The organism is Bradyrhizobium sp. WSM1743, from assembly GCF_000473065.1.
Taxonomy (GTDB): Bacteria; Pseudomonadota; Alphaproteobacteria; order Rhizobiales; family Xanthobacteraceae; genus Bradyrhizobium.
The window spans coordinates 1-14,093 of the sequence record NZ_AXAZ01000113.1 but is presented as its reverse complement, the minus strand read 5'-3'; the positions used below and the strand labels follow the sequence as shown (position 1 = coordinate 14,093).

9 protein-coding genes are annotated in these 14,093 nt (G+C 57.4%); 7 read left to right on the top strand and 2 right to left on the bottom strand.

Annotation, left to right across the window (positions count from 1 at the left end):
* Nucleotides 1-2,878, bottom strand: a 2,878-nt coding sequence (locus YU9_RS43800; RefSeq protein ID WP_156952343.1) for a N,N-dimethylformamidase beta subunit family domain-containing protein, incomplete at its 3' end; no start/stop codon positions are given.
* Between the two features lie 492 nt (nt 2,879-3,370).
* Nucleotides 3,371-4,945 carry an O-antigen translocase gene (locus tag YU9_RS43795; protein ID WP_084299205.1) on the bottom strand — a complete coding sequence of 525 codons (1,575 nt, stop codon included), beginning with the start codon at nt 4,943-4,945 and terminating at the stop codon, nt 3,371-3,373.
* Between the two features lie 561 nt (nt 4,946-5,506).
* Between YU9_RS43795 and YU9_RS0136860 the strand changes: the two genes are divergently transcribed.
* The 7 genes from YU9_RS0136860 to YU9_RS51315 all read left to right on the top strand — a co-directional run bounded on the left by YU9_RS0136860 (nt 5,507) and on the right by YU9_RS51315 (nt 13,880).
* Nucleotides 5,507-6,544 carry an NAD(P)-dependent oxidoreductase gene (locus YU9_RS0136860; RefSeq protein ID WP_051380654.1) on the top strand — a complete coding sequence of 346 codons (1,038 nt, stop codon included), beginning with the start codon at nt 5,507-5,509 and terminating at the stop codon, nt 6,542-6,544.
* Nucleotides 6,544-7,665 (top strand): DegT/DnrJ/EryC1/StrS aminotransferase family protein, encoded by a 1,122-nt coding sequence (locus tag YU9_RS0136855; RefSeq protein WP_027577200.1) that lies wholly within the window; start codon nt 6,544-6,546, stop codon nt 7,663-7,665. Before YU9_RS0136860 ends, YU9_RS0136855 begins: the two co-directional genes overlap by 1 nt.
* 13 nt (nt 7,666-7,678) lie before the next feature.
* A complete protein-coding gene (locus tag YU9_RS0136850; RefSeq protein ID WP_027577199.1) occupies nt 7,679-8,548 on the top strand; it encodes a GNAT family N-acetyltransferase in 870 nt (289 codons plus the stop codon).
* A 1,230-nt stretch (nt 8,549-9,778) separates the two neighbouring features.
* Nucleotides 9,779-10,783, top strand: coding sequence for an NAD-dependent epimerase/dehydratase family protein (locus YU9_RS0136840; protein ID WP_027577198.1), 1,005 nt, complete (start codon nt 9,779-9,781; stop codon nt 10,781-10,783).
* A 133-nt stretch (nt 10,784-10,916) separates the two neighbouring features.
* A complete protein-coding gene (locus tag YU9_RS43790) occupies nt 10,917-11,921 on the top strand; it encodes a glycosyltransferase (protein WP_198028366.1) in 1,005 nt (334 codons plus the stop codon).
* Nucleotides 11,922-12,304: 383 nt separating this feature from the next.
* Nucleotides 12,305-13,480 (top strand): glycosyltransferase family 4 protein, encoded by a 1,176-nt coding sequence (locus tag YU9_RS0136830; RefSeq protein WP_198028365.1) that lies wholly within the window; start codon nt 12,305-12,307, stop codon nt 13,478-13,480.
* Entirely contained in the window at nt 13,407-13,880 is a 474-nt protein-coding gene (locus YU9_RS51315; RefSeq protein ID WP_084299204.1) for a glycosyltransferase family A protein, read from the top strand. Before YU9_RS0136830 ends, YU9_RS51315 begins: the two co-directional genes overlap by 74 nt.
* Nucleotides 13,881-14,093 lie beyond the last annotated feature (213 nt).

The window sequence follows — 14,093 nt, the reverse complement described above, 5'->3', positions numbered from 1 at the left end:
AAGTCGTGTTGGCGGCGATCGAGACCGGCGTTGCCAGCGTCACGGTCTGCCAGCCGGTCGCCGTGGTGTTGGTGAAGGTGGCGCTGGCGAGCTTGGTGCCGGTCGCGCTCCAGAGGTCGAGCAGATCCGTGCCGGTGTCGCCCGGGCTGCGGTAGAACTTCAGCGCGGTGATCTGGCCGGCAGACGACGAGGTAAACTTCACGCCGACCTCGAGTGGGGTGCCGTCGTTCTTATTGGTCTGCGCCGGGGTGTTGGAGGCGGTGAACAGGCTGAGCGGATTGGAGCCCGTGACATTGACGCTGACTGTGGCCGGAGTCGTCTGCAGGTTGATGCTGTCATCGGTCGCACGCGCCTCGATCAAATGCGTGCCTGCGCCCGAGATGGCGAATGTGTAGCTCCAATTGCTGGTCCCAGTTGCCGGATGCCATGTCGTGCCGCCATCGGTCGAGACCTCGATGCCACCAACAATGCCGCCACCGCTATCCGTGGCCGTGCCGGTGACTGTCACGGACTGCCCCTGACTGAAGGTCGTGCCACCTCCGGGAGAGGTAATTGTGGACGTCGGTGGGCTGTGGTCGGCTGAAGCTTGTGCCATGACTAAGCTAGCCAGCAGCGTCTGTGGCTGCACCCCCATGTCTGCGAACAGATTCACCATCGCTTGCTGCATGTCGCGGCTCACCGGCGCAGTGATGCCATGGAACAGCGTGTGCTGATCGTCAAATCCCCACGACCACATCACGGTGCCAGCACCAAAGACCAAAGCTCCACTTTCCGGATCCCGGTAAAGCGTAAGGCTGTGCGTTGCGGTGCCCGAGCCGTAGTTCGCCCCATTGTCCACGAGCAGCTGGTTCGTGTTCATCGTGGTCGACGACATGTCGATCAGCCCGGCCGGCCGGAAGCCGTTGTCGAGATCACTGTCCCACTCGTAGCCGAGCAGGTTGACTAGGGTTCCACCGTTATTGCTGTCGATGCTCGTGTTGTTCCAGAAGCGGAGCTGCGACATGCTGGCGGGAATCGTGATATTGAAGAGCGCGCCGCTATCGTTTACCGTGAAGATCGTACCGGAAAGCGCGTTTTCCGGAGTCCCTGGTCCATAAACGGGGTCGCGGAACAGACCGGCGCCGCCATTGGCAGTTCCGTTCGGGTCTAATTGAGTACCGCTCGCAACGTCCTTGTATTGGACCAGGGTTCGATTAGCCGTGTGGCTCGCATCGAAGCTTGGAGCAAGCTCGCAATCCCAGTAAATCTCATTGCCGCTCAGGAATGCTTCATTGACGCCCGCATCGCGCGCCGCCATCACGTTCGCAAATTGCGACTGTGTCCAGTATTCATCATGGCCGACATCCAGATAGATCTTCGTATTGCGCAGCAGTCCCGGATTGGTCGCGGCGTCGATGCCTGAGATGTAATTGACGTTGTAGCCGTTCTCCTCCAGCCAGTAGATGGCAGCAAATTCCTCGCCAAACATGAAGCTCTGCGGGCCGGCGTCGTTTGTCGTCGCATTAATCGCGATCGGACGGTTATAGCTGACCGCGTACGCGCGATCGCTGATCGCGCCGCTGGGGCCGGTATAGAGATTATATCCGCCCCAAGGGTTATAGGCCTGCCAGGTCTCATCACTTGTCTGGAACAGAAGATCCGAGGTCGTCCCGTCGTTGCGGACGATGAACGGGATGATGTTCTGGTAGTTTCCAGTGTCCGTCGTCAGCTTCGCGAAGTAGACTCCCGAGACGGCAGTGCTCGGGATGGCCCACGAATCCGTGACCGACCAGTTTCCGGCATCCACGGTTCTCGTTGCGCTGTTGAAGATCGGGTTCGGCTGATTGGCCGTCCCAGTATGATGCATACTTGTGATCAGGCGTGCGCCATTGCCGCCATAGTAGCCAAGCCGATAGATGTCCAGGGTGTAGCCCTTCACGCTAGACGCGGTATCAATCTTGAAGGAGACGGTCTGTCCACCGTTGGTGCTGATTTGTGTCGCAAAGCCCTCGATCTGCGAGTCGCCCTGGTTCGCGATCGAACCGTGGATCGCCCATGTGCTTTGCGGCGTACCTGCCAGGCTGTTCTCCGTGACGATCTTGTTGCCGGCATCGGCGAACGTTGTTGTCGAGGTCTGGCCTCCCGAGGTGGCGGTGAGCTGCAAGGTGGCGCTGGTGGCGCGGCCATCGGCGGGCACCTGCCATTCCGCGACGACGGTGCCATCGGCGCGCCCGTCCAGGTCGCCGGCCCCTCCATCCTTGATCGTGAACGGAGTATAGATATCAGCAATGCCATTCGCGCCCGGCGCGCTCGACAGGTCAGCGATCTGGAATTTGATCGACGCTCCAGGCCAGAGGCCTGTCGCGGTGAATGTTGCCGTACTTCCGGGTGCGTAGTCCGACTTATCCGCTATCACGGAGAGCGAGCCATGCACGTCAAGGCCGTCGGCGCGACGATACCAAGACGCGGCCCCGCTTGGATTCGAAGGTGCGCAATCACCCGCAGCAGCTTTGATGCGACTCGCTGAATCGCCACTTACTTGCCAATGTGCCGCGCTCGCCTGCGCTGCTTCGACGCTATCCGCCTCGAAAAGTCTGGCCTCAAATAAGTTCGTCTGCATCCACCCAAACAGCGAATTCTGCGCCACGTCCTCCCAGCGGGCAAGTCGCGCCGCGCCAAACGGATGCAAGGAGGCTAAGTCCGTGCCGTTAGAATCAGAACTAGTTTTCGACAGCGCTAGGCCACGATTGCCAAAATCAGGATCCCCTGGGCCCATTGACCCCGATCGCCACCATGCCTGCCAAGTGTCCCAGAAGTTCCAGAAACTGTCTTCTGCCTGCCGCGCAACGAGCGGTCGTGTTCCCCGACCATTGAACAGGATTGGCTTCTCCCTGCGCATGGTACTCTCCCGAATTAAAGCTAAAGCTTGATTTAAAATATTTAACTCGTCAATTCACATTAAAAATACATTTATTCTAAAACGGAGCCATCCAGGCCGGCACGGCCGCCACTTGCCGACCGACGCGTAATCAGGCCACGATCGATGAAGCCAACTTCAGGCTAGCAGCCCAGACGAATTTGCGGGGCGATTGACCAATATCATCCTCGATTCCAACGGCGAAAGCCGTCCTGCGCGACTGTTTCGCTGGCTGCGCAGTTCCTTCACGGGTATCGGGGGGCATTCGGTCCGGTTATTAAAATAGATCAACCGAGAGGAGAACGAACGGACGGTTGAGGCGTACTACCATTGAATGTGCTATTATTTATCCACTCGTGAAAATTGAATAACCGTTACTTCGCATCGATAATTTCGAACTGCCCGTTCTCGGCGGGATGTAGCTTCGCCTTGTACCGAGCCGCAATTTCTGCGCCAGAAATCAGTTGATACCTCTTAGGATGTTCCGAGGGGCGCAAAATGCAACCAAACAAGCAAACGTCTCACGGGGCGTGGAATTTGGTCCAGCGTTAGAAGGTTGACTAAAGTTCGGATCGTATAGAAGGCGCTCAGTATCGTTGCCGACATCCCAATGGCGATAGCGAACAGCGGAGGTAACAGGTAGAAGCTGCAGAAAACGATGGCGATTGACGAGAGAAAAAGCAAGCCAGTCTTTCCGTTGGCAGCCGACCAGCGAAACCCACTGTGCCCGCGAACGATTGGATAGATCATGAATCCGTGAACGACACAGGATCCGAAGAACGCGATGCCGGCACCGTTTAACCCGAAGTGGAGGACACACGCCCAGCCGAGGCCAACATAGGTTGCCGTCCAAACAAGCTCTACACCGATAAATATCAATTGCCGGTTCTTAGCCACAATGATGTAACCCATAGGCCACGTGATCACACGAAGCGCCATGCCCAGACATATCCAGCGAAGGATTTCCACCGCCTCAACGAACTTAGCGCTATAGAACATGACGATTACCAGAGGTGCGAAAGTAAGCGTTCCGATAATCCCCGGCCCTGCCAGCAACAGGCTGACGTGTGCTTGTTCGTTCACCAAGCGGTTGCACTCGGCATTATCATTGGCAACGCCGACGAGGCGGGGATAGAAGTCAGTTCCCATGGCCTGCAGGATGTACCCGACATACAGTCCGCCCAGAGTCCAGCCAGATGAATAGAATCCCGCTGCTTCGAGCCCGACGTTGCGGACAACGATCAGTCTAATCGCGTAGGCAGCTCCCATCGTGAGAAACCCGCTAGCCAAAAAGGCGCCCCCGAGTTTGAGCAGCGAGGTCGCTTCGCGCCGTATTTCGGAAACGGTCATTGCAGTCGGCTGAATCCGCACCTTTCGGGCGTACCACCATGAGGTGACGATCGACATCGCTGCAACGCATACGAGGGATGGGGCCACCCCTTCTTCTCGCAAGAAATAGACCAGGGGGATGCTTATCATGGTGCCGTAGAGCGCTCCCAACACACTCATCTTGGCCAGATCGGCGATGCGCCGCATCCCTTGGACCAATGCGTGCTGACCGCCAGCCACTAGTTGGAAGCACACGGCAAGCGACAGCAGCGCCACGGCGCCAGCATGTTGATCGGTGCCGAAAGTCAGTTCGGATACTTTTTGGGAAAATAGGGCCAGCAGACCTGCTATCAGAATTCCAAGAAGAATCGCCGTGCGTCGCAGTGCGGTGGCGGTTCGCGCAATCCGTTGGTCGTCGCCGGAAGCAGCCGCCGCAGCAATCTGGCGTACGCCGCTGCCGTTAATGCTCGTGCCGGCAATGGACACCGCGAGATCGACAATCGAACCATACAGGCCCATTAATCCGAACCCAGCCGGGCCCAACAAGAGAGCCATTGCTTTAGTGCGCAGAATACCAATGCCGATATTCAGCATCGACGAGCCGCCGATCAATGCCGAGGACTTGAGGATCCGCCCGTAGGTATGTTTATCGGCCGCCGCCAATTCCGCCGCTGACGCAACCACGGGCGGAGCCACCGAGACTTCTGCATCAGAGGACATGGGCGGATTGCTTTCTTTGCTGATTCTTTGCGGAGCCATTTATGTAAGCGGGCTGCCCCGCGCACACTTCGATTCATTCCGAACCTCCTGCAGAGTAAACATTACCATTTTCCCGCCGAGATTAAATTACAAATAATGTTGCGATTTAATATGATGCGGTCTATGGTATTAGTCGATTTAATGTGGGTTAAAACCGCCCTGCGTAGGGCGGAGGCCTCCGAGCGCCTTGAACTCGATGGAAGATCAAGATGATCCACGATCACTTCGACAAGCCAATGCAGAGCCCGGTTTTAATGAGATTTAGCAGTCGCGAAGACGGGGCCGGAGCAGCGTGATGTCGTACTTCCTGCGACCAACTTCTTGAATTCAGCATGCGGGAGCTTGTCGAACTCTTTCTGAAGGAGACAGAACCCCGTCTTGCTCCTTCGTCACCTTCATCATGCGGCGGGAGATCTAAGGTGCAGTTGCGCCGCAGCTCTGGCGACGGCGCGGTTCTAATACGGCCGGGGTCCGCGCCGGACCACGGCGAATCGCGGAGACCGCGCCGAGCGGGAGGAGATCATGTTTATGAAGACCATCCTAGTTACGGGAGCCGGGGGGTACATCGGTACTGTCATGGTCGAGCACCTACTGGCCCAGGGGCATAAGGTCATCGGCGTCGATCGGTTTTATTTCGGCAAAGGCACGCTCGGCTCGGAAACCTTCAACAACCAGCGCTTCACCCTGGTCCAAAAGGACATCCGTGACTTGACGCCGGACGATTTCCGCGGCGTCGATGTAGCGATAGACTTGGCTGGATTGTCGAATGATCCTACGTGCGATTTGAAGCCCAAACTCACTTACAACATCAATTTCAAGGGCGGCATCAACGTCGCCGAATGCGCAAAGAGGGCCAAAGTCCCGCGTTATATCTATTCGTCGTCGTGCTCCGTTTACGGAATGGGGGCGACACAACAGCTGGCCGAGGCGGCCGAGCCCAACCCGCAGTCTTACTACGCCCGTGGCAAGGTGGACGTGGAAAGGCGTTTGCTCGAAATCGCTGATGACGAGTTTTGCGTCACGGTTTTGCGCAACGCGACTGTTTACGGACTCTCTAAACGCATGCGTTTTGACCTGGTGATTAACCTTATGACGCTGAAAGCATGGAAAGAGCGCAAAATTTTTGTCCTCGGAGGCGGAAAACAATGGCGTCCCCTGGTCCACGTGAAGGACGTGGTACGGGGTTTTGAGGCGGTGATGGACGCTCCGGAAGAGAAGGTCGCCAAACAGATCTTCAACCTGGGGTCGAATGAACAGAACTATCAGGTAGTTCAGATTGCCAATATCATCAAAGAGTTCATTCCGAGCGTGGAGATCATTCAGGTTCCCGACGATCCCGATAAGCGCACTTATAACGTCAACTTCGACAAGATTAAAAATACCCTGGGATTTCAAGCCGAATTTAGCGCGCGGGACGGGACCAAAGAGATCGTCGAGGCGCTCAATTACGGCGTCATTGATCCAGATGATCCGCGTACGCGCACCATCGAGCATTACAGGTTTTTACTGCGGGTTGAGGATACTATGGCCGAACTGGGGAAGGACGGGAGAATCTTCTGATGAAAGTCGAATTTTATCGCCACCATCTCGGGGAAGGCGAGTTTCAAGCGGTAAGGGATGCCATGACATCCCCCTTTCTGACCGCCGGACCCAAGACGCTGGATTTTGAGCGCCGCTTTGCCGAATATCTAAATGCCAAGCACGTGGTCGGCCTCAACAGCTGCACGGCGGCTTTGTTTCTGGCGCTCAAGGCTCTCGACATCAAGGAAGGGGACGAGGTTATCGTCCCTGCGATGACCTTCATAGCATCGGCCAATGTGGTTCTCCATTGCGGCGCCAAGCCCGTGATCGTGGACGTGGAAGCGGACACGGGACTCATCGATGTGAAAGCCGTGGAGCGCGCGATCACGGCTCGGACGCGGGCGGTGATACCGGTCCATCTCTACGGCCAGATGGCAGACATGAAGGCTTTGAAGAGCCTGTCGGAAAAGTACAAATTCGCCCTCGTCGAGGATGCGGCACACGCGGTCGAGGCCGTGCGCGACGGAGTGCGGCCCGGAGAACTGGGCGATTGCGCGGCTTTCAGCTTTTACGCGACGAAAAACTTAACTTGCGGCGAAGGCGGCGCTCTCAGCACCAACGGCTCCGAGATGAATGAGAAGGTGCGGGTGCTCCGCCAGCACGGTATGAGCAAATCGGCGGCCGAGCGCTACCATAATAATTACCAGCATTGGGATATGATCGACCTCGGCTACAAGTACAACATGTTCGACATCCAGGCGGCCATGCTGATCCCGCAACTAGCTGGACTTGAAAAGCTTCTCAAGCGCCGTCACACGATCTGCGCGTTTTATGAGTCACGGTTCAGGGAGGCTGGAGTCGATTTTCCTATAGTGAAGGCAGGAGCACGCTCCGCGCGGCATATGTTCACGGTTTGGGCGCCGGACGGCGGTCGCGACGAGATGCTGAAGAAGCTCCAGGAGAAACAAATCGGCGTCGCGGTAAATTACCGCGCCATTCATTTGCTGACGTACTACCGCGAACGTTATGGATTTAAACCCGGAATGCTCCCGATCGCTGAGCGGATCGGCGACCGGACCATGACGATTCCGCTTTACCCGAGTCTCACGGATGCCGAAGTGGAGTATGTGGCCACGTGCGTAGTGGACCTGCATAAATAGTTGCGAGATGCTGATGAAAACGACCGTGAAAGCATCACTCCAATCCGATACGGCCTCCACCACGACATTCGCGCTCGAAATGGATGGAGTCGCGGTGGAAACGGTATCGGTGGAAGCTTTGAGTTGGGACTCAGACATTCTGGGGATGCGCTGCGCCGCTCTCCGCGAGATCAAAGTATGTCAGGGTGTCGATTCGGCGAGACACAGGCGCGATTATCCCGCAAGCATCGAAGTCTATGTGCCGCTGATGCGCGAGTTGGAAAAAGCCGGAATCGAGTACGTGACGGTCCGGCGCCCACAACACGAATGGGCCCGCATTCATGCTTTGGAACACGCTGGATTCAGAGTGGTGGACGGGATTATAGAGTTCCAAGAGGCGGTGAGGGCCGAAGCCGAAAAACCTAGCTCTGCGGTTTGGAATTTCCGGCGTGCAATCCCCGATGATGCCGTAAACGCCGCGCGCTTGGCTGCTCGAACGTTTAAGATCAGCCGCTTTCATAACGATCCGCTGCTCACGGCCGCCCAAGCGGAGCGAGTGCACAGCGAATGGGCGAAGAACAGCTGTATTGGCAAGGCGGCCGACGCGGTTTGGCTCGCCGAGGCGGACGCCGGCCTGCTCGGTTTCGTGACTTGTAAGCTGGAAGGCGAAGATCAAGGGCGGATCGTCTTGATCGGCGTGGATGCTTCGTATGCGGGAATAGGGCTTGGTTCGGCTTTGGTTAGGCGGGCCTCGATGTGGTTCGGTGAAAAGGGATGCAAGATCGTGTCCGTGCAGACTCAAACGGATAATTTCGCCGCTATCCGGCTTTACACGAAGTGCGGCCTTGATCCGGTCTCCTCTTATGTGACGCTGAGGTGGTCTGCGCGCGAGAGCCGGTCATGAGCTCCACCCAAACGCCCAAGAAATTCTCGATCGTGAAGGCCACGCTCAATTCGGCGCGGACCTAGAAGCCTCGGTAAGGGCTTCGCGGACGCAAATTATCCAGCTTCCCAACTGAAAGTTTTGTGGTGGACGGCGGTTCCACGAATGGGACAATCGACCGCCGTGCGCTTCGGTTGTCGCGTTATCGCCAATCTCAGGGTCGAACGGGTGATCGGGTGATCGCCAGGTTGATCGGGCTGAAAGAGGCGACCGACGCTACAAGCAAGTCGACAAGGATGAAGTCTTGGTTTCGCCCGAGGCTTTGAACGCGCGAAGGTGTTCGCGCAAGATCCGCACGTCAAATGATTTTTGCCGAGGAATACTCCAACCGCGCCCGGTACGTTTGTAGCCCGGAACATAAATGAATTTGGAGATCTGGTTTGTCTTTACTTCTACCCCGTGAAGGATCATCGCCTTTTCACGGCGAACTGAAGGCAATGGCCATGTAAAACAAGAGACCGACGATTGCATAATCTTCGAGCTCAGTGACCGCTCAAACCCATTTCTAAAAATGCGGCCGTCGTGTCTGCGTTATCTCGGATTCTTCTGAGCTAAATAATTGTCCCAATCTGTGTGATAAACCCTCGGTCTGAATCATGATGGTGGTGCAGCCGGCCGCCACTATAAGATCGTCCGAAAACTCCGGCTTCCGGGTCCAAGGAATGGTTCCACCGACCATTATGCAGTGGATCGGAAAAGTGGGGCCCGAGCAGGCCATTGGCGATTTGCGCGGAGGACGCAACGTGAGGATTCACGCCCTCGCATAAGCCAAAGAACGCCTGATCCCCCTTTCTGCTGACCGGGGCGAAGCGCCCGCAGGCTCCAGAGTGGATTTTTTGAGGTTCGCCGGGGAGGTCTCGTAAGATGTTCCAGCGGCCGCGATCGTTGTGTCGCTGTCGCCGGCCTCCAGGGCTCGCCTAGCCGCTCAAAGTTATCTCCCCCAGCGCTCATATTAAATTTTAATTCTATTAAATGCGATTTTTTATTTGTTTGTTTGTGTGAGTTGAGTTAATTCAGTCTTTAAATAAAATGATGTCGGAGAACGGTGATACACCGCTGTACAGAGATCAAGGCCTTGTCATCATTTTCGGGTTTGAAGCTCAGTAGTCGAGGGCGACTGGGCCCTCGGCAGATAAAGGCAGCTTTCACGAGAAGCCGCCTTCGGCCGGGCCCCAACAACAGGAGTGTGTCTTGGCTGATCTAAAGGGGAAACGAATTTTGGTCACCGGCGGGGCCGGATTCATCGGGTCTCATATCGTCGACCTGTTGTGCGACGAGGGCTGTATTGAGATCGTTGCACTCGACAACATGATCAGAGGACGGCCGGAAAATCTTCGCCGGGCGTTGACCCGCGGGCCTGTTCGCCTGGTGCACGGGGATATCCGAGACAACAAACTGATGACTTCACTGGTCAAAGCTGCCGATGTCGTCTTCCACCAGGCTGCGTTGCGCATCGCGCATTGTGCTTCCGAGCCGCGGCTCGCCAAGGAGGTGATGGTGGACGCGACGTTCAACCTGCTCGAACTGTGTGTCAAGCACGACATCGAGAAGGTCATCGCTGCATCCTCGGCATCGGTGTACGGCATGGCCGAGGAGTTTCCCACTACCGAGCGGCAGAATCCTTACGACAACCGGACGCTCTACGGCGCTGCCAAGACCTTCAATGAAGGGCTGCTTCGCTCATTCAACGACATGCACGGGCTCGACTACGTGGCGCTCCGGTATTTCAACGTCTATGGCGATCGTATGGACATTCACGGCCGCTACACCGAGGTGCTGATACGCTGGATGAAACGGCTCGAGGCCGGGCTCCCGCCGATCATCCTCGGCGATGGCCAGCAGACTATGGATCTCGTTCACGTCCGCGACGTTGCGCGCGCGAACATCCTTGGCGCGCGGTCAAAGATCACCGACGAGGTGTTCAACGTAGCGAGCGGGACCGAAACGAGCCAGGCGCAGCTTGCGGCGGCGCTCGCTTTGGTTATGGGCCATCGCGACCTTCACCCTGAGTTCGCTCCGGAGCGTTGGATCAATCCGGTGCCGCGCCGGCTGGCGTCGACGGGAAAGGCGGATCGACTGCTCGGTTTTCGTGCGACCGTGCCGCTTGAACAGGGCCTCGCCAACCTCGTGAAATGGTGGCGGATCGAATGCGGATCGCTCACGGCGGCTCGCCAGCAAGACGCGGCCGCTTCGTGATGCCTATAGCACTGCCGCTGTTCGCGGAAGAGGAGGCGGCCTGCGGGGTCAAATGAGCGAGGACGATCAAAATCGCGCGGCCGATGCGTTGACGGTTGATCCGGGTGTAGCTAGGAGCTCCAGGAAGCGAAACATGGCAAAGATGGATGTTGTTATCCCTTGCTACAACTATGGACGCTTTCTGGAACAATGCGTCGATAGTGTTTTGAACCACGCCGCTTGCGACGTACGGATCCTGATCATCGATGATGCATCATCGGACAATTCTGCCTCGGTCGCTCGTGAGCTTGCAGCGAAGTACCGGGCGGTCGAAGCCCGCATCCATTCGACAAATGCAGGACACATCAAGACCTACAACGAGGGTATCGACTGGGCGGAGAGCGACTATTTCCTACTGTTATCGGCTGACGATATGCTTGTTGCCGGGGCGCTCGATCGCGCCGTGGCGGTGATGGACGATAACCCGGACGTTGTTCTTACCTTTGGTGAATGTATCCCGTGGCACGATACCGATCCGCTACCGGACCTCGCGCCAGTGCAGCAATACACTTGGGAACGCTGCGAACTCCTGAGAAAAATGTGCGAAACCGCGTCGAACTTCGTTCCGACGCCCACCGCCGTTGTGCGGACCAGCGTTCAGAAAGCCATCGGCGGTTATCGCGCATCATTGCCCCACACCGGCGATATGGAGATGTGGCTTCGATTCGCGGCAAATGGTTCAGTCGCGGGAATAGACACGATCCAAGCGATCTATCGCAAGCATGGAAGCGCGATGTCCAACGCCTATTTCGCGGACATGCTTTCGGATTATCGGCAGCGGCAACAGGCCTTTGACAGCTTCTTCAACGAGTACGCCAACCGTCTCGAAGATGTAGCTCGATTGCAATTGACGGCCCGGCAAGCGCTCGCTCAGGTAGTCTTCGATGGAGGGATCGGATTGCTTCGACGAGGGCGGCTTTACGAAGGCATTCGGCACATGCGGGAGTCGATGGAACTAGATCACAGGCTTCGCTACCGCCCACCGCTCTGGCGTCTCATGAGGCTGCCCGGCACCGAGGGACGTGAAAGGGCACTGCGCATCATCAAGGAAGCTGCCGGAAGAGTATCCAATCGTGCAGCACAATTAGGAAGAACGTAGATCGGCGCAATGGGAGCTTGACTAGTGCCGTTGGCCAATAGCGGAAACGATCCGCGAATGGATGTCTGGTAAAGGGGCGTACGCGACCGGTCGCTATGAAGACAAGATTTCGCACCCAAACGCTTGGCTTGGCGATGTACCTTTGGGCCGAAAGGATCAGGTGGCCTGTTCCTGCGGCAATCCGCCAACTGGCAGGAGCGGTGCTCTCGAGAGGGCTTCTGCAGACGGACTTCCCGGTCCTGGATCACTGGTCGAAGCCGATTTCGGCGACAGACGAAATCGACCGACCGGCTTTCGCTTCCGCACTCGGAAGCGCGTTGCCAGTGGCGACGCCATCAGCTCAGTCGTCCGCCAAAGCCAGTTCCCCTAGGCTCAGATGCGCCGTGGTGGTCGGCGTCCCCGGCATTGGAGGGCTCGACAAAATCGCGATCCAGCTGGCGCTTTACCTTCCGGCTCATGACATCGAGACCGTATTTGTTGTGCCCGACGAGGGATCCGAGCCTTCCCAGGCCTCTGGCGAAGCGGGCGATAAAGCTTATCAGGAAATCAGACTTGAGCCTCGGAACTTTGCTACGTGGCTGCGAGCCTATCGACCAGACGTGATCAGTCTTCACGGCACGACGGATTGGGTCGTAGATTCTGCTGCGGAACTCGGAATTCCGGTCGTCGAGACCTTGCATGGCGCTCACTCGTTCTTCGATTCACGAGGTTGGACTGCCGAGCGACTGCGGAGCCGTAAGGTCGCAAGCTTTGTTGCCGTTAGCGAACTGGTGAGAAGGCAGTATCTGCGGGCCAATCCCCAGTATTCGGCCCGTCGGATCATAACCGTGCCCAACGGCATCGACGTCTGCTCGGTAACTACCCCGGATCGCTCGGCTGCGCGCGCCCGATTGGGGCTTCGGGAACAGTTCCTATTTGTCTCACTCGCCAGGTATTCCCTCCAAAAGAACACGTTCGGGTTGGTTCAGGCTTTTGATGAGCTCGCGAGGCTCTGTCCGGATGTCCATCTTCTCATCGCAGGTCCTGCGCAGGACATCAATTATTGCAGGCAAGTGCTTCGTCTCCGAGACAACTTGCAGCACGCGGACCGCATACACTTGCGGGGCAATTGTGATGAAACGGCAACGCTGCTGTCGGCCGCGGACGGCTTTGTTCTCAATTCTTTCTTCGAAGGCTGGGCCCTGGCCTCGATGGAGGCCCTCGCATCGGGACTCCCGATCGTAACGAGCGAAGTCGGCGGAGCGCGAGAGCAGATCGGCGAGGATGGCACGCGAGGCATTGTCGTAGCCAATCCGTTGGGCGATCCGGAGATCATGGACTGGCAAGCCATGTCGCGTGCGAGGTTCAGCCCGCAAGGCAATAGGAAAGAGCTCGTAGCAGCGATGGCGGATATCGTTGCCCGCCGCGAATATTGGGCAATGATGCGAGACGATCTCCGGAAAGAGTCGCTTGTGCGGTTTTCGATCGATCGCTGCGTTTGTGAACATGCCCAGGCTTTGGCCAACGCCGCTGGAGCGAGGATATCGTCTACTTCCAGCGAAGGGGTCCGGCTCGCCTAAACACCGGGCATTCGTGACCGCCTGTCCCACATCCCGCGGCAACGCGGTTTGCGCAGCCTCGTCGTCGATAACGGATCGGCGAGGTTGCCCAGCACGGCTTGTTCTGCTTGGCCGGATGTCCGGCTCGTATCGGAATCCATTCCCGGCCCCGGGGCCGGTTCGCAACCGCGGAATCCGCGAGACGCGCGGTGACATTGTCGCATTTATCGATGCCGATTGCCGGGAAGATCCCGGTTGGCTCGCTGCGATTGAGGCCGCCTTTGCCGACCGACGTACTCGGATCATCGGCGGCGATGCTCAGGTCAGTTATGAAATTCCCACGCGGCCTACATTTCTCGAACCATATGAAAAGACGGACGCACTGCTCCGACCTACCTGCCATCAGGTGTCCACGCGCTGAGCCCGCGGCCAATACATCCGTGTTCCGATCCTTTCCCGGGGAAGCCCCCATCCTGGTCGGCAGGCGAGCGTCGATGGGATATCGCGACGATTTTATGCGAGGGTGCGGTCGTGATACGGGACGTTTCCGCGGAGGTGATCGTGGCGGGGTGTCTGCACGTAGCGGGATCTCGAGACCCGCGAAACTGCGATCGATCGCCAAGGCTGTGGCCAG